The 21,389-nt window shown below is 65.7% G+C and carries 20 protein-coding genes; 10 read left to right on the top strand and 10 right to left on the bottom strand.

All coding sequences use genetic code 11. The features are described from left to right. Positions 1–38 precede the first annotated feature (38 nt). From A5711_RS13255 to A5711_RS13240, 4 genes are all read left to right on the top strand, one after another. Complete coding sequence (locus A5711_RS13255) at positions 39–1,238, top strand: phosphatidylserine decarboxylase (protein ID WP_067947135.1); 1,200 nt, start codon at positions 39–41, stop codon at positions 1,236–1,238. A 61-nt stretch (positions 1,239–1,299) separates the two neighbouring features. Then, positions 1,300–2,655: a NarK/NasA family nitrate transporter gene (locus tag A5711_RS13250; protein ID WP_067947133.1), complete on the top strand. Its 1,356-nt coding sequence runs from the start codon at positions 1,300–1,302 to the stop codon at positions 2,653–2,655. Between the two features lie 14 nt (positions 2,656–2,669). Next, on the top strand, positions 2,670–3,191 hold the full coding sequence (locus A5711_RS13245) for a DUF421 domain-containing protein (RefSeq protein WP_067947184.1): 522 nt from the start codon (positions 2,670–2,672) through the stop codon (positions 3,189–3,191). A 68-nt stretch (positions 3,192–3,259) separates the two neighbouring features. Further along, entirely contained in the window at positions 3,260–3,883 is a 624-nt protein-coding gene (locus tag A5711_RS13240; RefSeq protein WP_231987471.1) for a DUF4396 domain-containing protein, read from the top strand. Between the two features lie 122 nt (positions 3,884–4,005). On the opposite strand, the gene A5711_RS13235 is transcribed toward A5711_RS13240, so the two are convergent. Both A5711_RS13235 and A5711_RS13230 read right to left on the bottom strand, forming a co-directional pair. After that, the gene (locus A5711_RS13235) at positions 4,006–5,211 is read right to left on the bottom strand and encodes an amidohydrolase family protein (RefSeq protein ID WP_067947131.1); all 1,206 of its coding nucleotides are present in this window, start codon (positions 5,209–5,211) and stop codon (positions 4,006–4,008) included. Positions 5,212–5,313: 102 nt separating this feature from the next. Then, positions 5,314–6,345, bottom strand: coding sequence for a hotdog fold thioesterase (locus A5711_RS13230; RefSeq protein ID WP_067947129.1), 1,032 nt, complete (start codon positions 6,343–6,345; stop codon positions 5,314–5,316). A 196-nt stretch (positions 6,346–6,541) separates the two neighbouring features. Between A5711_RS13230 and A5711_RS13225 the strand changes: the two genes are divergently transcribed. Together A5711_RS13225 and A5711_RS13220 are read left to right on the top strand one after the other, a co-directional pair. Further along, the gene (locus A5711_RS13225) at positions 6,542–7,399 is read left to right on the top strand and encodes an SDR family oxidoreductase (RefSeq protein ID WP_067947127.1); all 858 of its coding nucleotides are present in this window, start codon (positions 6,542–6,544) and stop codon (positions 7,397–7,399) included. Positions 7,400–7,473: 74 nt separating this feature from the next. Then, entirely contained in the window at positions 7,474–7,896 is a 423-nt protein-coding gene (locus A5711_RS13220) for a hypothetical protein (RefSeq protein ID WP_231987470.1), read from the top strand. A 10-nt stretch (positions 7,897–7,906) separates the two neighbouring features. On the opposite strand, the gene A5711_RS13215 is transcribed toward A5711_RS13220, so the two are convergent. Genes A5711_RS13215 through A5711_RS13195 form a run of 5 tightly spaced genes read right to left on the bottom strand, consistent with a single transcriptional unit; the run spans position 7,907 to position 13,662 of the window. Continuing rightward, the gene (locus A5711_RS13215; RefSeq protein ID WP_067947125.1) at positions 7,907–9,403 is read right to left on the bottom strand and encodes a class I adenylate-forming enzyme family protein; all 1,497 of its coding nucleotides are present in this window, start codon (positions 9,401–9,403) and stop codon (positions 7,907–7,909) included. Beyond that, a complete protein-coding gene (locus A5711_RS13210) occupies positions 9,400–10,335 on the bottom strand; it encodes an acyl-CoA dehydrogenase family protein (protein ID WP_067947123.1) in 936 nt (311 codons plus the stop codon). Before A5711_RS13210 ends, A5711_RS13215 begins: the two co-directional genes overlap by 4 nt. After that, complete coding sequence (locus A5711_RS13205; RefSeq protein WP_197500913.1) at positions 10,332–11,489, bottom strand: acyl-CoA dehydrogenase family protein; 1,158 nt, start codon at positions 11,487–11,489, stop codon at positions 10,332–10,334. Before A5711_RS13205 ends, A5711_RS13210 begins: the two co-directional genes overlap by 4 nt. Beyond that, complete coding sequence (locus A5711_RS13200) at positions 11,486–12,583, bottom strand: acyl-CoA dehydrogenase family protein (RefSeq protein ID WP_067947121.1); 1,098 nt, start codon at positions 12,581–12,583, stop codon at positions 11,486–11,488. Before A5711_RS13200 ends, A5711_RS13205 begins: the two co-directional genes overlap by 4 nt. Beyond that, a complete protein-coding gene (locus A5711_RS13195; RefSeq protein ID WP_067947119.1) occupies positions 12,580–13,662 on the bottom strand; it encodes an acyl-CoA dehydrogenase family protein in 1,083 nt (360 codons plus the stop codon). The genes A5711_RS13200 and A5711_RS13195 overlap by 4 nt, the downstream gene beginning before the upstream one ends. 77 nt (positions 13,663–13,739) lie before the next feature. Here A5711_RS13195 and A5711_RS13190 point away from each other — a divergent pair, with 77 nt between their 5' ends. Next, positions 13,740–14,597, top strand: coding sequence for an LLM class flavin-dependent oxidoreductase (locus A5711_RS13190; protein WP_067947117.1), 858 nt, complete (start codon positions 13,740–13,742; stop codon positions 14,595–14,597). A gap of 3 nt (positions 14,598–14,600) precedes the next feature. On the opposite strand, the gene A5711_RS13185 is transcribed toward A5711_RS13190, so the two are convergent. Both A5711_RS13185 and A5711_RS13180 read right to left on the bottom strand, forming a co-directional pair. Next, the gene (locus A5711_RS13185; protein WP_067947115.1) at positions 14,601–15,320 is read right to left on the bottom strand and encodes an SDR family oxidoreductase; all 720 of its coding nucleotides are present in this window, start codon (positions 15,318–15,320) and stop codon (positions 14,601–14,603) included. Positions 15,321–15,330: 10 nt separating this feature from the next. Continuing rightward, the gene (locus tag A5711_RS13180) at positions 15,331–16,152 is read right to left on the bottom strand and encodes a FadR/GntR family transcriptional regulator (RefSeq protein ID WP_066958635.1); all 822 of its coding nucleotides are present in this window, start codon (positions 16,150–16,152) and stop codon (positions 15,331–15,333) included. 99 nt (positions 16,153–16,251) lie between these two features. Here A5711_RS13180 and A5711_RS13175 point away from each other — a divergent pair, with 99 nt between their 5' ends. Then, positions 16,252–18,636, top strand: a complete 2,385-nt coding sequence (locus A5711_RS13175) for a CoA transferase (protein WP_067947114.1) — start codon at positions 16,252–16,254, stop codon at positions 18,634–18,636. An 18-nt stretch (positions 18,637–18,654) separates the two neighbouring features. Then, positions 18,655–18,846, top strand: coding sequence for a ferredoxin (locus A5711_RS13170; RefSeq protein ID WP_067947112.1), 192 nt, complete (start codon positions 18,655–18,657; stop codon positions 18,844–18,846). A 15-nt stretch (positions 18,847–18,861) separates the two neighbouring features. Here A5711_RS13170 and A5711_RS13165 read toward each other — a convergent pair whose 3' ends face one another. Beyond that, positions 18,862–20,103 (bottom strand): cytochrome P450, encoded by a 1,242-nt coding sequence (locus tag A5711_RS13165; protein ID WP_067947176.1) that lies wholly within the window; start codon positions 20,101–20,103, stop codon positions 18,862–18,864. A 152-nt stretch (positions 20,104–20,255) separates the two neighbouring features. Here A5711_RS13165 and A5711_RS13160 point away from each other — a divergent pair, with 152 nt between their 5' ends. Continuing rightward, a complete protein-coding gene (locus tag A5711_RS13160; RefSeq protein WP_156744919.1) occupies positions 20,256–21,383 on the top strand; it encodes an aromatic ring-hydroxylating dioxygenase subunit alpha in 1,128 nt (375 codons plus the stop codon). Positions 21,384–21,389: the final 6 nt, after the last annotated feature.

The following is a 21,389-nucleotide window of genomic DNA, read 5'->3' as shown; positions in this document are numbered from 1 at the left end:
ATTCGGCGAATCCTGCGAACCCACCCGAAAGAAGTCAAATGAGCGATCCCGATGCGGTTATCCGGAAGCTGCGCGATGTCATCGAGAAGGAGGGACTCGCCGATCTCCTTGAGCGATCGTTGAAGCAGGCTCGCGAATCGGCCGAGGCCGAGTTGCGGCCCGAGTTGTTCGCGGCGCTGGAGTGGCCGACCGACATTGGTGAATATGAGGACTACCTGAAGCGCTTCGTGAGATGGGTGCCCCGCCAGTCCGACGCGAAGGCATGGCAAGAGATAGAACCTGAGCAACGACAGGCCCAAGAGGTCAATGACCGAACAGCACATTTTTTCTTTCTCATCGATCAGGAGGCGGGAGACGGGTCCACGCCCCAGGGCTCCAAGGTCTTCCGTGATTGGGTGACCGAGTTCTCGCGGCAGTGGGGCAGCTTCCTGGACACCCCCGATTCGTTCAGCCCGGAGATCTTGCAGTCTTTCATCGACTACGCGCCCGAGTATCGGGTTTATGAATCGCTAATCGACGGCAGACCCAATATGCCCAGCGGTTGGTTGACGTTCAATCAGTTCTTCGGTCGTGAGTTGAACGGGGGTCTGCGCCCGATCGCCGAACCCACCAACAATGGGGTGGTGGTCTCTCCTGCCGACTGCGTTTTCCAGCACGCCTACGACATCGACGCCGACTCCAACATTCCGCCGGTAACCCTCAAGGGCATCAAGACGTTCGGCAACGTCAAGCAACTCATCGAAGGCAGCGCATACAGCGAAAGCTTCGGTGGCGGAACCTTCGTCCATTACATGTTGAAGCCCAATTCGTATCACCGCTTCCACCTACCGGTGTCCGGCCTGGTGAAAGAGGCCTTCAACATCAGCGGACAGGTCTTCATGCAGGTGTCACTGGACGGCCATGAGTTCAAATCAAGCGACAGCGCGACCACCGGTTACGAGTTCTTTCAGAACCGCGGCGTGGTCATCGTCGACACATCGGCTTCCGATTGCGGAGACGTCGGCGTCGTCGCGATCATTCCGGTGGGCATGGCCCACGTGTCGTCGGTGATCCTCACCGCCATCGAAGGCAAACACATGGCGAAGGGTGACGAGTTCGGCTACTTCCAGTTCGGCGGCTCGGACATCATCCTGCTTTTTCAGAATGGTCTGGACCCAGAGATCGACACGGACAACGGATACCGACTCTCCGGCACACCCGCAGCCCGCTGCGCCTCCTCACAACGACTTGCTAGGTAAGTCACAGGCAATCATCCGGTCAGCGGGGTTTGCTGCTCGTTCACTCGGGCACGCAGCCAATGTGGCACGCTCGCACGACATTCTGGACTGGGACCCGGAAGACACTAAAGCTTGGGAGGACGGCAATAAGGCTGTCGCACACCGGAACATGGCTTGGTCGATCGCGACGGACCACGTGGCCTTCGGCGTCTGGTCGTTGTGGTCGGTACTGGTGCTTTTCATGCCCGAGTCGGTTTATGGGTTTTCGGCAAGCGACAAGTTCCTGCTCGTAGGCGTCAACACGCTGGTTGGTGCGCTGATGCGCATTCCGTACACGGCCGCGATCGGCATGTTCGGTGGACGCAACTTCACGGTGGTTTCCACGTTGGTGTTGCTGATACCCACCGCCGGCACGATAGTCCTGCTGGCCAACCCGGGCCTGCCGCTGTGGCCATACCTGGGGTGTGCCGCGCTGACCGGGCTGGCCGGCGGCAACTTCTCCGCCTCCATGACCAATGTCAACGCCTTCTATCCGCAGCGACTCAAGGGCTGGGCGCTGGGCCTCAATGCCGGGGGAGGCAACATCGGTGTGCCGGTGATACAGCTGGTCGGCCTGCTGGTGATCGCGGTGGCCGGCCACCGGCAGCCGTACTGGGTGTCAGGGCTCTACATGGTACTGCTGACGGTCACCAGCATCGGTGCGTTTCTGTTCATGGACAACATCGAGGAGTACAGAGTCAATTTCGCCGCGATGAGAAAGATGATCAAGCAGCGTGACTCCTGGTTCCTCTCACTGCTCTATGTCGGCACCTTCGGTTCATTCATCGGATTCTCCTTCGCGCTCAGCCAGGTGCTGCACATGAAATTCACCGACGCCGGGCAAAGCTCCGCACAGGCTTCGCTACATGCGGCGCAAATCGCCTTCGTAGGACCGTTGTTGGGGTCGTTGACGCGGATCTATGGCGGCAAGCTCGCGGACCGTGTCGGTGGTGGCCGGGTGACCTTGGCCGTTTTCGGCGGTATGACCCTCGCCGCCGGGCTGCTGGTCTTCGCCAGCACGCTGGAGGACGACAACGGTGGCCGCCTTGGCACCGCATCGATAGTCGGTTACCTCGTCGGCTTCGTCTGCCTGTTTGTTTTGGCCGGAGCGGGCAACGGATCGATCTATAAAATGATCCCATCGGTGTTCGAGGCTCGTAGCCGATCGTTAGACCTCAGCGACGACGAACGCAAGCAGTGGTCGAAAAACGTTGGGGGAGCGATGGTCGGCTTCGCCGATTCGGTCGGGGCATTCGGCGGCTTCGCCATCGACATTGTGCTGCGGCAGTCCTACTTGACCGCTCGCACCGAGACGCCGGCTCTATGGATCTTCCTGGTGTGCTACATCGGCTTCGCGATCCTGACGTGGTTCGGTTATGTGCGCGCAGACATAGAGTGAAACGGGTGAACGTGATGCACGGCCTTTTATTCGAGTTATACAACGGTTGGCGGCCAGCGCTGTACGCGGCAGTCAAGGCGTTAGCGCTGTTCCTCACCGCCGCAGCGGCTTTCCGGCTAACGCTGCGGCGAACCATCGCCGAATTCACGCCTTTCGATTGGGTCACCGCAGTTGCGGTGGGGGCCATCGTCGGTCGCACGGCGACGGCTGCCGGGACGTCATGGCTGACCGGAGCGGCGGCGCTACTCACATTGATCGCGGCGCACGACGTCGTCGCGCGCCTACGGTTTATCCCATGGGTGCGCAGAGTCGTTGACCCGCCGGTGAGGGTGCTCATCCGCGACGGGCAACTCGACGAGCGGAACCTGTTTCGTTGCAGACTCACTCACGCGGACATGGATGCCATTTTGCGCCAGCACGGGTATCGAACACCTACCGACGTCCACCTCGCCCTGTTCGAGACCAAAGGGGTGGTCTCGGTATTCGAGGACCCAGACGGCGCGCAAACGCGAAACCCGCCGCGAGGTGATTCGTGATGGTTCCGCCTACCTGGTTGACTGCCGTTTCATGGGCATCCCTGGCCGTGGGCGTCGCAGTAGCGGTCGTGGTCCTCGGCGACATCTACGTTCGCGGCTACCGACAGCGGATGGGCATCATGGAGGCCGTCTGGCCGGTCACCGCGCTGTACTTCGGGCCCGCAGCGCTGTGGATGTATTGGCGATACGGCCGTCCGAACAGCCGTCGCTGGTTAAGCGAGCACGACCTCGACCGACCGCCCGATAAGCCCAACTGGGCTACCACCGCCATCGGGGTAAGCCACTGCGGCGCGGGATGCACGCTCGGCGACATCATCGCCGAATTCACCGTTTTCGCACTCGGCTTGGAGCTGTTTGGGCGCGCGTTATTACCCGAATACATCGGCGACTATGCCGCAGCCCTGGCGTTGGGCGTGTTGTTCCAGTATTTCGCGATCGCCCCCATGCGCGGGCTGAGCTTCCGTAAAGGCATGGTCGCGGCGGCCAAGGCTGACGTCTTGTCGCTCACCGCATTCGAAGTTGGCCTGTTCGGTTGGATGGCCGTGATGTCTTTCGCTCTCTTTCCATCACCCCTGCACCCGGATACGGCCGCGTACTGGTTTCTGATGCAGATCGGGATGGTCATCGGGTTCGCGACGGCCTGGCCGGCGAATGTCTGGCTGATCCGACGAGGAATCAAGGAGGCGATGTAGCTCGTGCTTGCGCACCAGCTATGACGTGCCTAGGGCGCCTCTAAGAGAGAAGCGCCACAAATCAGCCACCTTCGTGGCGCTGCCCGATTTTCGGGCGGTCGTCGGATGTCTGTTGTCGCTCCCTAGGCGGAGACTGGCTTCTTGGCCGGCGCAGAAACCTTCATCAGCTTCATCAGGTTGCCGCCCATGATCTTGGCGATGTCCGCCTCGTCGAAGTCGGTGAGCTCGTCAACGAACGAGATGGGGTCCTTCAGGCCTTCGGGGTGCGGCCAGTCGGAGCCGAAAAGCACTCGGTCCGTGCCGACCATCTTGACGATCTCGGTGAACCGGTCCTCCCAGAACGGCGTGATGTAGACGCAGCGCTTGAACGCCTCGATGGGGTCCTCGCTGAACGACTGCGGCATCTTCTTGTAGACCCCCTTGAGGCCCTTGAAAAGGTCTGGCACCCAGTCGGCGCCGTTTTCGATCGACAGGATCCGCAGCTCCGGGTTGCGGGACAAAGCGCCGTGGCAGACCAGCGCACCCATCGCGTCCAGGATCGGCCGATGGCCCATCGCGAAGCTGCGGAAGGCGGTCGGTTTGAACGGCAGGAACTCGTCGCCTGGTTCCCACACGTTGGCGAACTCTGAATAACCACTGTCCGAGGCGTGCATCGATACCGGAATCTCGGCTTTGATGCACGCCTGCCAGAACGGGTCGAATTCTTCGAGGCCGAACGACCGGCTGCCCTTATAGCCGGGCACCGGCGCCGGGCGGACCAGCACGGTGCGGGCGCCGCGCTCCAGGCACCATTCGAGTTCTTCGAGCGCCCGCTCGACGATGGGCAGGGTGATCACCGGGGTGGCGAAGATGCGGTCCTTGTAGTTGAACGACCACTGCTCATGCATCCACTGGTTCAGCGCGTGGATGACGTCGTGGGTCATCTCCGGGTCGTCCTTCATGCGCTCCTCGACCAGGCTGGCCAGGGTCGGGAACATCAGGGCGTAGTCGATGCCGAGTTCGTCCATCACCTCCAGCCGCGCGCCGGGTTCGCGGAAGGCGGGGATGGCCTTCATGGGCTCACCCAGGATCTCGCGGTAGCTCTTGCCCTGCGCGCCGTTGCGGAAATAGTCCTCCTGGGCGCCGGGGCGTGCCACCACCTCGAAGGTGGGGTTGGGGATGTACTCGCTGATGTGCCCGCGCACCACGATCTTGGTCCGGCCGCGCACCTGCACGTAGTCGATGACGCGTTTGCGGTTCTCCGGCAGGAACTTGGTCAGCGCCTCCTGCGGCTCGTACATGTGGTTGTCCGCGTCGAACACGGGAAAGGAAAGTTCGCGAGACGGCATGGCGATCTCCTTGCGGAAGTACTCGGGTTCTCTATAGGTGGTAATGACGTTACCACTTCGGCCCCGTCGCGTGTAGCGCCCTATTCCGCTCGTCGTCGCCGGCTAGGCGTCCGGCCAGTTGGGAAGGTTCGGCGTCGCTCCGTTGATGACGGCGAAATTCACCGTCGCGGTCGCGGCGAGCTCGTCGTCGGCTTCGCCGTAGATGTCGACCTGCATCACCATCGCCCGCCGCCCGGACCGCAGCATCCGGGGCACCGCGACGGCCGAGCCCTGCCGGATCGGGCGCAGGTAACGGATGAAGAGGTCCGCCGTCGTCATCGTGGTGTCCGGCTGCAGGTAGTCCAGCCCGAACTGACCGCCCGCCACGTCGACGAGGGTTGCGATCAGGCCGCCCTGCAGTGCGCCGGAAGTATTCACGACGGCCGGGCTGACCGGCATCGTCATCGCGAATTCGCCATCGTGGGTTCCCGGCCTCATGCCGATCTGGGCGAACAGTTCGCTTAACGACGGCGTGTTCGATTCTTCGTCGCCGTCCCGGATGCCCAGGGCGCGACTGCAGAAGTCATACAGTTGACCGACGTCGACCGGAGCTCCGTTCAATTCCGTTCCCAGCCAATGCAATCGCTGTGCCCCCATCACCGTCTGCATGACGATGGCGGCCGCCGCACCGACGTCCACTCCAGGGTTGAAGACGCCCTCGGTGATGCCCTGGCCCACGATGCCGCGAATGAGTCGATGCAGGGGTGAGAGCACCCGGGCGTAGTCGCGGGGACGGGTCTCGGCCAGATGTTGGTTGTAGAGGGTCAGCGCGCGATTGAGGCTGTCTTGGGTGCTCGATTCCGGTTGCTGGCTGATGCGGTCGATGACCAGCTTCAGTGCCGCGGTGCTGTCCAGCCCGTCGGTCTCCGTCCGCCAGGTTTGCACCGATTGGGCGATGGTCCGATCGAACAGCGCGAGCAGCAACTCGTCCTTGCTGCTGAAATGCTGGTAGAAGGCGCGCAGCGATGTTTTGGAGCGGGCGACGACTTCCTGCACGGTGAAGTCGGTGCGCCCGGTTTCGCCCAATATCTCGACTGCGGTCTTGATGAAGCGGTCACCGCGCGTCACTTCGACGTCGTCGCCAAGGTCGGTCATGAGCGATTCGTCCCCTTCCGCGGCGCGGTGCGCGCTATGAGAATGAGGTTACCGTGGGCTCACCGCGTATCCGAGAAACCGGAGATTCCGGGCGACACATGGTTGAGGGCCGCGGCGCCGGCGTGGCGCGCCGTGTCGACGGCTTTGCTGCCAGAATCTGCTCTACCAGCCAGGATTCAGGGTTTAGGCTGCTGGAATGGCAGCGAGCGTATCCGGAAAGGTTGCATTCGTCACCGGCGGCGCGTCCGGCATCGGCGCGGCATTGACCGCCGAGCTGGTCGCCGGGGGCGCCGAGGTTTGGATCGCCGATCGGCAGATCGGTCCCGCACGTGAGTTCGCAGAGCGCCTCAACAGCGGCGGGGGTAAGGCGCACGCGATCGAGCTCGATGTGCGCGACTACCCATCGTTTGAGCGCGCCGTCGCTGAGGCGGTGCAGCAGTCAGGGCGGATCGACTACCTGTTCAACAATGCCGGCATCGGAGTCGCCGGCGAGGTCGACAAGTACACGCTTGACGACTGGAACGACGTCTTCGATGTGAACCTGCGCGGTGTCGTGCACGGTATCCAAGCGGTGTATCCGATCATGATCCGGCAGCACTCCGGGCATATCGTCAACACGGCCTCCATGGCCGGTCTCATGACGACTGCGGGCCAGGCAAGCTACACCGCGACCAAACACGCCGTCGTCGCGCTGTCGAAATCGTTACGGCTGGAGGCCGAGCGCCACGGGGTGCAGGTCTCGGTGCTCTGCCCTGGCGTGATCCGGACCCCGATCCTTACCGGCGGCAAGTACGGACGCACCGATATGGCAGGGTTCAGCAACGAGGAAATCCTGAAAATGTGGGAGCGGATGCACCCCCTTGCGCCCGAGAAATTCGCCGAGCGCGCCCTTCGTGCCGTATTGCGCGGAGACGCGATCATCGTGGTGCCCGGGTGGTGGAAGGCGTTTTGGTACCTCGAGCGGCTTTCGCCGGCGTTGTCGATGCGAGCCGCAAAAACCATGCTCAAGCGCGCCCGGGAAATGGAGCGAGCCTCGGCGCCGTCGGCGGGTTGACAAAGCCGGCAACGGCTTTCGAGGTCGTGAGTGGTTAGGGTGTGGCTGGGGCAGAACTATGGCACGGTGAGCATGTGTTGAAAAAAGCGCTGACAGCCGCGGCAACCGTACTGGGCGGCGCCGGTACCGTTCTTGCGCCGCAGGTGTTCACGCCGATGGCCGCCGCCGATCAGGACAACTACGTGGCTTTCCTGTCCCCGTCGCGCAACATCAGCTGCGAAATTGATTACCAACGGCACGGCATCCCCGATGCGGCGTTCTGCTTCACTATCTCGCCACCGGCGTCGGTGAGTATGGACCCCGCGGGCGCCCTGTCCCGCTGCGCGGGCGAGCGCTGTCTGGCCAATCCGGCGGAGGGCACGCCGATCCTCAGTTACGGGCAGACGATGGGAGCAGGCCCGTTCAGCTGCCGGTCGGAGACAGACGGCGTGACGTGCACTGTGACCTCGGGTCGCGGGTTCACGATATCCAACGCCGGGATCGCGACCGTGGGCTGACTTTCGGCCCTCAGCCGCCCCGCGCCTCGATCATCGCCGAACGATTGACCTTGGTCGCCGCGGTGCGGGGAATCGCGTCGACGAACTCGACGGTCTTGGGCGCCTTGTAGTGGGCGAGCCGGCTCTTGGCGTACTCGATCACCTGCTCCTCGGTGAGCGCCACGCCGTCGGCGAGCTGCACCACCGCGTGCACTCGGCGTCCCCATTGCGGGTCGGCGAGGCCGATGACGACGACGTCGGCGATCCCGGGGTGACCCGCCAATGCCGATTCCACTTCCGCCGGAAAGACATTCGCGCCGCCGGTGACGATCATGTCGACTCGGCGGTCGACGATATAGAGGTAGCCATCCTCGTCCAGGTAGCCGATGTCGCCGGCGGAACGGAAGCCATCCTCGGTGGACGGCAGTGGCGCCGCGCCGCCCACATAGCGGGATCCCGCGCTCATCGGTGCACGCAGGTAGATCTCGCCGTGTTCACCAGGGCCAAGCTGTCTCGTTCCGGCGTCGAGAATCCGGATCTCGGTATCGCGGAAGCCGCGGCCGACACTACCCGGGTGGGCGAGCCACTCGTCACCGCGCAAGGCGGTGAGCCCGAGGTTTTCGGTCATGCCGTATGCCGACACGATCTGCTGCGGGCTCAGCAGTTCGAACCAGGTATGCATGAGCGACGGCGGCATCACGGCGGCGCCTTGCAGGATGAACACGATGCTGGACAGGTCCCGCTCCCGGACGTCCGGCCGGGCCGCGATGCGCGCCAGCATTGTCGGCGTGGCGGTGAAGTTGGTGATCTTGAAACGTTCGATCACATCTAAAACCAGTGCGGCATCGAACTTTTCCAGCACCACCAGACGGTCGCCGGCCAGCAGGAAGAAGAAGGTGGCGAAGCCGTTGGTGTGATACATCGGCGCGGGCACCATGATGGTCTGCGGCTGAGCCACCGGCGTCCAGTTCGCCAGGAACGGCTCGCCGTGCTGTGGCGTCCACAGCGATGGCGCCAGGCTCAGGATCACCTTCGGCACGCCGGTCGAACCGCTGCTGCAGATGCCATTCACGTTGGGGGAGACCGCTTCGGGCAGCGCGCTGTCGGACTCGGCCGCCGCCCGCGCCTCGAGGCGCCACCGACTCGCCTCGTCCACGACGACCGCGGGGTTGATCACCTCGCGCACCCTGTCACGCTCCCACTCCGGCAGGTCCCAATGCATGGGAACCGGAACGGCGCCGATCTTCCAGCATCCCAGCGTGGCCAGCACCAGGTGGATCGAATTCGGGATTGCCAGCGCGACAAGGGAACCGGACTCGGCTCCGTGGGCGGCCAGCGCCCGGCCCCACTGGTTGGCGCGGGCGTCGAGTTCACCGAATGTCAGCGACTGCGCGGTGCCATCGAGGGCGACCAGCGTCACCCCGATGTCGTCGCGACGCTGTTCGGCGAGCTGGTGAAGTTTGGTTCCGAACGGGATTCCGTCCGCTAACGGGTTGGCTGCCACTTCGGCCGCGGCGGGCTCGCTCACGCCGATACCGGCCCGCTGAACAGTGTCTCGAAGGAGCCGTCGGGGACGCCCGGGATCAGCCGCAAGGCGAGCGCCTCGGCGCTAAGGGGCAGCCGGATCAGCGGCTGGGTATGCCGGTCGAGCACGCTGACATCGGACTCATCGCAGAAGCCCAGTGCGCCGAGCAGTTGGTGCGAGGTGCGTAGCACCTGCCTTGCGGTGTCGGACGCCTTGAGCCGAAGGACGAGCGCGTCGGCCGAACGAACCTCTATCGGTAGCGATTCCGGACGGCAGACGGTGAATTTCGCCAATTCGTATAGTCCGCGCACCGCCACCGCGGCTTCCGCCACGGCGAACCGGACGGCCTGAAAATCCGCGAGTGGCTTACCGAACTGAACCCGGGCGCGCACGTGATCGGTGACGATCTGCAGCGCCTGCTGCACCGATCCCAGAATCCGCCATGACCCCAGCACGAGGTGAAGGTTAACGTCGGCGGGCGGAACGGTTCCGTCGGGTCCGCCGAGGGATGCGGGCACCAGGAACGGGCCGAGCTTGGCGTTGGTCCGCGCAGCCGGCCGCGGGTGGTACCGGGTGCCGTCCAGGTCGGCGGCGATCCAGTCGCCGGGCAGGTCGCCATGGTCGATGCGCGGCGCCCCAGGATCGATCAGGGCAAGGCGGGCGCCGTCAATAGCCAGCAACTCCTCGACGAGGGGATAGGGCAGCACGGTCGCGCCGGCGGCGCGGCACAGCACGGCTGCGGCGAGCAGGTCGTCGGGCGCCGAGCGGACATCGAGCTCGAACGCGCCAACCTCGCCGAGGGAACCCCGCGCCGCGTCCCGGATGCTGTCGTCGGTTTCGGCGCGCAGCGCCGCCGGTGGCCCGCCCAGCCGGCCCAACCGCTTGGCGGCGACGGCAGCGAAGTCGCTGATGTCTTGTGGCAGATCAGTTTTCACCGGTGCTCTCCCAATACGTCCCGGGCCACCAACATCTTCTGCACTTCGATGGTGCCCGATGCCACGGTGGCGGCCTGTGCGTAACGCCAATGGTCTTCGATCGCCCCGTGCAGCGCGGCACTCGCGCCGCTGTCCAGCGCGACGGGGCCCAGCACGTCGAAAAGTAGCTCGGCGACCTGCTGGTCACACGTCGTGGTGGCGATGCGGGCTGCACTGGCCGCCGCGCCCGCCGCCGGGTCGTCCTGCAGCGACACGGCTCGGTAGGCCAGCAACCGGGCGACCCGTAGATCGACCAGCGCCCGCACCCACCGCGAGCGAAGCGATTCGGGCAGCCCGTCCCAGTCATCGCCGAGCTGGGTGCACATCCGGTCGAGCAACGATTCGCAGCGGGCGTAGCGGGCGATGCCCACGCGCTCGAATGCCAGCGCCTCGCGCATGACCCGCCAGCCGTCGCCGACCTCGCCGAGAACATCACCGGGGAACGCCTGCACGTCGTCGAGGAACATCTCGTTGAGGTGATGCGGCCCCAGCATCGACCCGATAGGCCGGACGGTGAAGCCGGGCCGGTCCATCGGAATCAGAAAGAGCGTGAGCCGCTTGGGCTTTGGGGCCTCGGGATCGGTGCAGGCCGCCAGCACACACCAGGACGCCATCAGCGCGTACGACGTCCACACCTTCTGTCCGGTGATGCGCCAGCCGTCCCCGTCCGGGACGGCGCGGGTACGCAACGAGGCGAGGTCGGTACCGGCCTCCGGCTCGGAAAAGCCCTGACACCAGATCACGTCGCCGGCGGCGATGGCGGCCAGGTGCTTGGCCTTCTGTTCGGCCGTTCCGTAGCGCATCAGGGCCGGGCCCACCCAATTGATTCCCATGTATTGGGGACCGCGTGGCTCGTGCTGGGCCCACATCTCCTCGCGCAGCACCGTCTGCTGCCACACCGAACCACCGCCGCCGCCATGCTCTTTCGGCCACGCCAGCGCCAGGAGGCCCTCGGCGGCCAGCAATTTGCAGAACGTCTCGGTGGTGGCGAGATCCTGCGGGTTCTCGGTGCAGGCGCCCAGGAAGTCGGCGGGGATGTGGTTGGACACCAGCTCGCGCAGGTGGTTTCGCAGTTGTGCGGCGTCGTCGCCGAGGTCGTAATCCATCGTCGTCATCCCTTCGGCAGCCCGAGCAACCGCTCGGCGATGATGTTGCGCTGGACCTCCGATGTTCCGCCGTAGATGGTCGCGGCCAGCGCGTCCTGGCGTTCGAAGAGCAGATCCGGGTCGGTGAGCGACTGCGTTCCCTCGGTAACGGCGGCGAGCTCCCAAACCCGTTGCAAAGTAATCGATCCCAGCAGCTTCATGGTGTCTGCTTCTGGACTCGGACGTCCCGCCAATTCGTTGCCCAGGGCGCGGTATCCGGTGGCCCGCAACGCTTCGGCATCGGCCAGCAGCGAACCGAGCTCGGTGCAGATATCGGCGGTCGGCTGCGCCCTGCGTACCGACTCGAGTCCACGCTTGATCTCGACCCAGTTCATGATCCAGATCATCTGGCGTTCGTGGTGCAACGACGACAGCGCGACGTTCCACCCACCGTGCAGCGGGCCCAGCAGGTTTTCCATCGGAACTTCGACATCGTCGAGGAAGACCTCGCAGAATGTCTCGTCGGAGATCGACGCCATCCGGATGGGCTCGATCCGCACCCCCGGCGAATGCAGGTCGAGGATCAAGCAGGAAATGCCCCGGTGCTTCGGCGCCACCGGATCGGTGCGGGCATACAGGGTGCACCAGCGCGACTCGTGGGCCTGGGTGGTCCAGATCTTGTGACCGTTGACCCGAAACACGTCTCCGTCGCGTTCGGCGCGTGTGCGCAGGCCGGCGAAATCGGATCCGGCTTCCGGTTCGGACATGCCCAGCGCCCACCATTCGTCACCGCGCAGCAGGGGAGCCAGGAGGCGGTCGATCTGGGCGGCGGTGCCGAATTGACGGATGCCGGGTGCGGCGACGTTGGGGCCCGCGATGTTGGGCAGCTTGGGCGCGGACCGCAGCGCCCCCTCGAGCCGGACCTCCATGGCATCGCGCAGACCCAGCGATCGGCCGCCGTGCTCGCGCGGCCAGGTCGGTTGTATCCATCCGGCCTCGAAGGCAGCTCGCTGGTAATCGCGCCGCAGCCCCAGATCCCAGCGATAATCGCGATAATTCTCGTAGTAGTCCTTCGGCAGAAACTCCGTCAGCCACGCCCCGAATTCGTCGACCACCGCGCTCATGCCGCGCCTCCAGCGAAACGGCGGCCGACCTCGTGATAGAGCGCGCGGCTGTCTCCCAGCATCGCGGCGGCCTGCCAGGCGTGGCGGACATAGAGGTGGGCGTCGTGCTCCCAGGTCTGCCCGAGCGCCCCGTGCACTTGCACCGCGGTTCTCGCACAATTGGCGGCCGCATCGCCGGCCGCCGCCTTGGCGAGCGCCGCTGTGGTCCAGGCGTCCGCGGGCGTCGTGGCCGGATCGCCGAGCCGGGCGGCCGCGGCGTAGGTGAGGCTGCGGGCGCGCTCCAGGCCGACATAGTTGTCGGCGAGCGCGTGCTTGATCCCCTGGAACGCGCCGATCGGGGTGCCGAACTGGCGGCGAGTCTTCGCGTGCTCAACGGCGCGGTGCAAGGCTGCGCTCGCGGTGCCCACCAAGTCGGCTGCCGCGGCCATCAACGGCGCCGTCAACGCGCTGTCGAGGTCGACGGGCGCAGCAGCCAACGGCTCCGCGTCGACCTCGACGTCCGCCAGCGGCTGCGCGGGATCGGTCGACTCGCCCGAGATCACCGCCACCCCGTCGCCGCAGCGCGCGACCACCACCACCGTGCCGTCGGGGCCACTGGCGCCACCGTCGGCGCGCGCCAGCGTGACGAGCAACTCGGAGCGGGTCAGGTTGGGGACCGCGACCGCGCGCCCGCGCAGGCGTCCCCCGCGCAGGGTCATCGGCGCCCCCGGCAGCCGAGATCCCCTGGCGTGCACGGCCAGGGTGGCGACGGCCCCGCCGGCGATGTCGTCGAGAACTGCGTCGAGGCCCGTGCCCCGCAACGCGCCCGCGGCCAGGCCGACACTGCTCAACAAGGGGATGGGCGCGATGGCGGCACCGCACTCCTCGAGCACTACCGCGAGCTCGACCGGTCCGTAGTCGCCGGCCCCGGGCGCGGCCAGTTCCGTCCAACCGAGATCGACGACTGTCTTCCATAGGGTGCGCCACCGCTCCGGATCCGTCATCGCTTGGCGCGCGGAGTCGGGCGGGCACTCGGTGCGTAGGACATCGCGCGCCGTGTCGCGCAGCGACAACTGCTCCGAATTCAGTCCGACATCCATAAGACCCCTAACATAATAAAAATAGTAAACTAGCGGCCTTGTGCGCAATCGCACCGGAACAAACGCTTAGGTGGGCCATGGTCGAGTGGTATTTGTTCTTGCCGCAGGTGCGGCTGTCGGCGGCCGACATCGTGGAGCGGGCACGTCACGCCGAGGCCAGCGGCTTCGACGGCATGGCATTCATCGATCACCTCGAGGCGCCCGGGCTGCCCGATGAAAGCATTTGGGAGGCAATGGGCATTGCGAGCTGGGTGGCGGCCAAGACGGAACGGCTGCGAATCGGCCATCTGGTCCTTTGTGACGCCTTCCGCCACCCCGCCGTGCTGGCCAAACAAGCCGTCACCCTGTCGGACGCGTCGGGGGGCAGGTTCGATTTGGGCCTCGGTGCGGGGTCCTGGCCCGCGGAGTTCACCCGATTCGATGTCGGCCGGCAGGACGCGGTGGCCCGGGTCGAGCAGCTCGGGCGGCACCTCGAGTTGATCAAGCAATACTGGGGTGACGATCCGGGCGGCGGCCCGGCTCCGCAGGCCCCGCCGAGGTCTCATCCGATCCCGCTGGTCCTGGGTGGCACCGGCCCTCGGATGATGGAACTCGTTCGCAGACACGCGGATTGGTGGAACCTGCCGGCGAACCACCTCGACAAGTTGCCCATCCTGGCCCCCGCCGCGGGGACGGCCCGGATGTCGGTCCAGCAGATGGTGGGGTTCGTACGATCAGGTACCGACCCCGATACGGTGCGCGAGGTGAGCACGCGGCGATTCGGCAACCTGGGCGCGGGGCTGGTCTGCGGGGATGCCGACGAGCTCATCGGCCACTTCACCGGGCTAGCGGCGCAGCGCGTCGAGCGGTTCTACGTGTGGTTCGCCGATTTCGCCGTGCCCGATTCGCTGCACGAGTTCGGTGAAACGGTGATCAAGGCGTTTCCGCCGCGGTAGCCGTCAACCCCGTTGCGCCGCGCGCCGCCGCGCTTCCGTGGGAACGACCGGCGGCCGGGCGAACGGTCCGCGCTGGACCGCGCTGAGCCGGATCTCCGGCAGGTCGACCGATGGGTCGACGGTGTCCAACCAGGCCACCGCGTCCGCCACATCGGAGACCTGGATGGCGTACATCTCGAAGGGAACATCGGAAAGCATCTCGGTTTCCACCGGGCCGGGGGTGACGATGTGGACGCTGATGCCGTCACGATCGACTTCGAGGGCCAAGGCCCGGGCGAACGCGTTCATGCCGGCTTTGGATGCCGAGTAGGCGGTCCGCGCCATCATCGGTTCGTGCGCCGCCGACGAGGAGATGAACACGAACCGCGAGCCCGCCCGCATCCTGGGCAGGGCTGCGGCGGTCACCACGAAGCACGAATCCAGATTGGCCGAGATGATGGTCCGCCACTGCTCGAACGTCTGCTTGCGCGCGTAGGTTCCGCCCAGCGTGCCGGCGGCGTGGACAACGAGGTCGATTCTCTCCAATGCGCTTGTCGCAGCCGCAAATCCGTCCGGGTCCGAGGCATCGGCCACGAGGTGGCGCGCGCCGATCTCCTCGGCCGCCGCGCGCAACGGGGCCTCGCGACGCGCCGCCAGCACCACGTCGTAACCCAACTCGGCCAACTTTCGACCACACCCTTTGCCGATCCCGCCGCTGCCGCCGGTGACCAATGCGGTTCTCACGGGCTGCCTCTCAGGTTTGACGGAAATCCCGCGTCCGCGACAGCGCCTGCGGCGACAGCGCGTGAATTCGTTGATCGTGCCGACCGGAGAGCACGTACGTCTGGGTGTCGGCGAGATGGCGACCCGCGATGCGGCGCGCCCGGTCGACGTCGCCCTCCGCGATGGTCTCGGTCAGCTTGACGTGCGTGCTGAGCACGGCGCGGCGCTGCGCCAATGAGGGATAGGTCCCCCTCGCCGCGCTCTCGTCTGCCCACTGTTGTTCGTGGCTGGTCCACAGCGTCTCCAAGCTGCCGACCACCGCGATGATGGTGTGGTTTCCGCAGCCGCGGACCACGAGATCGTGGAATTCACGGCCGATTTCGGTGAACAGCCCGCCGTCCTCGATGTTCTCGGCCATGGAGTCGTTGACCCGGTTGAGCTCCGGGACCAAGGTGTCCGCCCGGTCCGGGCGCCGGGCGGCCAGCGCGGCGCACGCGGGCTCGAGTTCCTGCAACGCCATGCCAAGGTCGGCGACCGCTACGGACTCGCTCTGCAGTAGCAGCCCGAGCATGTACGCGGCACTGGTCTTCGCAGGGGCATGGACGACGGCGCCACCACGGTTGCCCCGCCGCACCGAAACCAGGCCCTCGGTCTCCAGGATGCGAAGCGCTTCGCGCAGGGAAACCAGACTCACGTTGAACTGCTCGACGAGCACCTCTTGCCGCGGCAACAGATCGCCGTCGGCGAGGTCACCGTTGATGATCTGGCGGCGCAACTCGTCGGCTACGATTTCTGCGATCCGCGGCGCCGACAATCGGCGACGGGCGTCGCTCCCAATTCCCAAGGCGGTCATCCGATCCTCGATGCATAGCAACTCGCTGGCTTAGCTATTTTAGCAGTAATGGTATAAATAGCTTCTTCGATCGCGCGTCGATCGGGAGGGCGGGTGTAAGTGAGCGAGCGGTTCGACGGCCGGCCCACACCGCTGCACGACCTGCGTGTCGTCGAGATCAGTGATCGGATCGCCGGCAGTTACTGCGGAAAGCTGCTGGTCGATGCCGGGGCCCAAGTGTGCAAAATTGAACCGCCGCAAGGAGATTGGCTCCGACGATACTCCGCGACGGGCTCGCCGATGCCGGATGGGGAGAGCTCGCCGTTCTTCGCCTACCTCAATGCCGGCAAGCGCAGCGTGACTTATCCGCCCGATGCCGAGCGCTTCGCCGCCGAACTGTCCGCCGCGGACGTGGTGGTGGTCACCGCCGGCCGGGAGCAGGCCGCCGCGTTGGGCGTTGACCCGCAGCGGCTGCTGGCGGACTGTCCGCGCGCAATCATCGTCACGATCTCCGACTTCGGCTGGACCGGACCGTACGCCGACCGTGCCGCCAGCGAGTTCACCCTGCAGGCGTGGGCGGGCTCGCCCGGCTTCCGCGGCGATCCGGCGGGACCGCCCATCTCGATCGGCGGCGACTTGGGGGAGTACATGGGCGGCGTCTACGCCGCATTCGGCGCACTGGCCGTGCGCCGCCGCGTCGAGCGCGGTGGCCCCGGTGAGCACCTCGATCTCTCCATGCTCGAGGCGTTGACCGCGATGCAGAGCAGCGAATGGCTGCACTCCCAGCTGCTGCGGGTGCCACCCATCCGCCGCACGCTCGAAGTGCCATCGATCGAGCCCGCCAAGGACGGCTACGTTGGGATCACCATGGTCACCGGCCAGCAATGGCTCGACTTCGTCGCCATGGTCGAATGCCCGCAGCTCGAAGAGATCGAACAACTCCGCTTCCAGATCGGCCGGTGGGCCTACCGCGACCTGATCCGCGAACAGATCGGCCCGTGGCTGGCCGAACGCACCGTCGGGGAAATCGTCGAACTGGGCCAACTGTTCCGGTTGCCCATCGCCGCGCTTGGCAACGGCTCCACGATCAGGGAGATGGAATACGTCACCGAGCGCGGGGCATTCGTCGAAAACCCCGCCGGCTTTCACCAGCCCCGGCCTCCCTGGTTGATGTCGGCATGCGCTCCCACCCCGCCGCGGCCGACCCCCGCTCTCGGTGAGGCCAATGACGAAACCCTCTGGTCGCCAAGCGAATCCACGAGGAGCGCGACGCAGACAGGGCTGCCCCTGGCCGGTGTGCGCATCGTCGACCTGACCGCGTTCTGGGCGGGTCCCGCGGCCACCCATCTGCTGGCCGCGTTCGGCGCCGACGTCGTCAAGGTGGAGTCGATACAGCGACCGGACGGCATCCGATACTCGGGCGGCATGCGCACCGACGTCCACGATTGGTGGGAGTACGGCTGGGTCTTCCACGCCATGAACACCAACAAGCGTTCCGTCACACTGGATTTGGGTTCCGAAGACGGGCGCCGCCTGTTCACCGAGCTGGCCGCCGGCGCCGACGTGGTGATCGAGAACTTCTCCCCGCGGGTGATGGACCAGTTCGGCCTGACCGCCGACGTGCTGCTCAACGTCAACCCCAAGCTCGTCGTCGCCCGGATGCCCGCGTTCGGACTGGATGGGCCATGGCGGGATCGCGTCGGATTCGCTCCCACCATGGAGCAGCTCGCCGGCCTGGCCTGGGTGACCGGGCTGCCCGAGACCGCGCCGGTCACACCGCGCGGGGCTTGCGATCCGCTGGCCGGTGTGCACGCCGCGTTCGCCGTGCTGGCCGCGCTGGACTTCGCCGAACGCACCGGATCGGGACAGCAACTCGAGCTGCCGATGCTCGAGACGGTGCTCAACGCGACCGCGATACAGGCGATCGAATCCGAGGTCTTCGGGATAACGCTGACCCGGCGCGGCAACCGCGGTCACGGCGACTCGATCCAAAACATCTACCGGTGTGCGGGGGACGACGACTGGATAGCGGTCACCGTGCGCGACGACCGGCACTGGCGTGCCCTGGTCGAGGTGATGGATCGACCGGCGTGGTGCGACGAGGAGCTGTCCACCGTCGCCGGGCGGCGACGGCGGGGCGACGACGTCGATCGCCGGCTCGCGGACTGGTTCGCGCGCCAACCCCTCGACTCGACGGTGGAGCGATTGGCGGCCGCCGGCATCCCCGCCGCGCCGGTGGTGTCGCCGTCGTTGGTCGTCGAGAATCCCCAACTGCGTCACCGGGGATTCTTGGAGACCCTCGACCACCCCAGCACCGGCGCGGGTCTCTATCCGTGCCCGCCGTTCGCCCAGCTGGCCGGCCAGGACAGATGGCTGCTGCGGCCACCGCCGCGGCTGGGCGAGCACAATGAAGAGATACTGCGCGAGCGGTGCGGGCTGACCGACGAAGAACTGACGCGCCTCGCAACCAGCGGGGTGATCGGGACCCGACCCAAGGGCCTGTAGAGAAGTGGAGGGCAACTGATGCGCGTGACAGTTGACGAAAACCTTTGTGAGGCCAACGGCTTCTGCGAATCGCTGGCACCGGATGTCTTCGAGCTGGGGGACGAGGACGTGGTGCAGATCGCGGACGGGCCCGTGCCCCCGCGCCTGGAGATCGACGTGCGCGCCGCGGTGGACCAGTGCCCCAAGGCCGCGCTGCGGCTGATCGACTGAGGGATCGGCGCCTAGTCAGGTCGACCGTCCGGCCAGCGAGATCGGCATTTCGTCGTAGATCGACATGTTCGTGGTCAGGTTCGGGTAAGCCACTTTCGCCGGGCCGAGGGCGATGTCGTCGCAACGCAGCAAGAGTTCGTCGAACACCGCCCGCAGTTCGGCGCGCGCCAGCATGGCGCCCAGGCAGTGATGGGGTCCGCCGCCGCCGAAGGCCACCTGGGGGTTCGGCTGACGACCGATGTCGAAGGTGAACGGTGATTCGAAGACCTCCTCGTCGCGGTTGGCCGAACGCAGCATCGACACCACCCGTTCGCCCTTCGCTATGCGCTGGCCGTCCATCTCGACGTCGACCTTCGCGGTGCGCGTCCAGTACGCGACCGGTGACGCCCAGCGCAACACTTCCTCGATGGCGCTGGGTCGCAGCGCTTCCTGCTCGCGATAGCGCTCGATCTGCTCCGGGTTCGCCACAAACGCCTGTAGCCCGATGGCCAGTGCATTCTTGGTGGTGTCGCTGCCGGCGAACGCCAGCACGAAGAAGAAGAATTCGAGTTCGTGAGGTGGCAAGCTGAAGTGATCACCGTCTTCGCCGGTGATCACCGCGGTGGCCAACGTGCTCCAGATGTCGTCGGTGGGATTGCGTCGCTTCTCCGCGGTGAGGTCCATCGCGTACCCGAAGATGTTGGCGTAGAGGTCGGTTTCGTCCTGCCGGCTCAGCTGCACCTCCGGTGAGTTGGCCTTCAATATCCGGTCCAGGCCGTCGAAGATGCGGGGCCGGTCGTCTTCCGGTATGCCGATGATGTCGCCGATGACCGTCATCGGCAGGGCGTCCGCGACGTCCTCGATCCAATCGCCGCCGCCCTCGACCAGCAGGCGGTCGATCATGCGCGCGGCCCTCGCCCGGATGCCGTCCTCGAGCTTGGCGATCGCCCGCGGATTGAACGCGTTCGAGATCAGCTTGCGGCGCTTGTTGAGCCCGGGCGGGTCCATGTTGATGATGGTGGGGTACGACGAGAACATCCCGACCGGCTGGATGAGCGGGCCGTCGACCGCGGTGAAGGACTCGACATCGCGATGCAGCCGGACCGCATGCCGGTGTTTGGTGGTCACCCAGAACTGGCGCTGGACCGTCCTGGCGACACCGGGGGTCAGGTCGTGGCGGAAAATCGGTCGGCTGCGCCGCAACTCCGTGAACAATTCGTCAGGAAATCCGTTGCGCCACAGGGCGAAATCGGAAAGATCCACTGACCCAGCCGTCATCTGAAACTCCGCTCTGCCCGGGCGCATCTGGTGCCGCGTTGACGTTCAATGCTTAAAATAGTAAAAATAGACCTTGTCGTCGAACCGCGGTGAGTGAAGGGCGGCCAAGTTGCGCTCGACTCGCCTTGGTCTGGGCGGGATATGGAGAGTTCGTGACGCACACAATTTCTGACCCCGCGTCGGATGCGGCCGGGGATCCCTCGGAACGCGAGTTCGGACAGGCGGGCATCGCGCTGTCGACCTATCGGTTCCCGACGGGTTGGTTCATCGTCGCCTTCAGCTCCGACCTGACCACCGGTCAGGTCAAGCGCGCCCACTACTTCGGTGAGGAACTCGTCATCTTCCGCACCGAGTCCGGCCAGGTGCACGTGATGGACGCCTACTGTCAGCACCTCGGCGCCAACCTCGGCGTCGGAGGCACCGTGGAAGGCGAGAACATCGTCTGTCCATGGCATGGCTGGCGCTGGCGTGGTGACGGCAGCAACGCGCTGATCCCGTACAGCAAGATCGGGTGCAAGAACAACGTCCGCATCCGCACGTACCCGAGCATGGAGTGGTACGGCTTCGTGCTCGTGTGGCACGAGCGGCACGGGCGGGCACCGTACTGGCAGCCTCCGGTGCTGCCTGAACTGGAAACGGACGAGTACTACCCACTGCACCCGCACACGCAGATGATCAACCGGGTCAAGGTGCACCCGCAGATGATCATCGAGAACGCCGCCGACCCGTATCACGTGCAATACGTGCACAAGGCCGCCAATCCGGCCACCACCGCGTCGTTCGAAGTGTCCGGTTACCACTTGCACGCGACCGTCAACGCCCATTTCGGCGGCGGCCGGGCCTCTACCTGGCTGACCCCCAATGGGCCGGTCGACGCCAAGATCATCTACGACAACTACTCGCTGGGGCTGGGGGTGGTCCGCTTCCCCAGCGAGCTGGTGGCCACGGTTCAGGTGACCGGGCAGACGCCGGTCGACGAGGACTACACCGATTACTTCTACACGCAGGCGTCCGTCCGCGAGCCCGGCGACACCGGGGACGCGCCGACCGGTCGCGCGGCCAAATTCCTGGCGCTGCAGCAAGAGGTCATCAAGCAGGACTTCTTCACGTGGGAGAACATGAAGTACCTGGAGAAGCCGAACCTGGCTCCCGAAGAGGCGCATGACTATGCCGCGCTTCGCCGCTGGGCGCACCGTTTCTACCCGGGCACGCAACCTTCGCCGTCCGACTTCGGGTACACGGCCGACGGTGAGCCCGATCCGGCGGCCGCGAAAGCCTGATCGGCC

This window comes from Mycobacterium sp. E2238 (assembly GCF_001672665.1).
Lineage (GTDB): Bacteria > Actinomycetota > Actinomycetes > Mycobacteriales > Mycobacteriaceae > Mycobacterium.
Note: the sequence above shows the minus strand (reverse complement) of the source record. Positions and strands in the feature narration are given on the sequence as shown.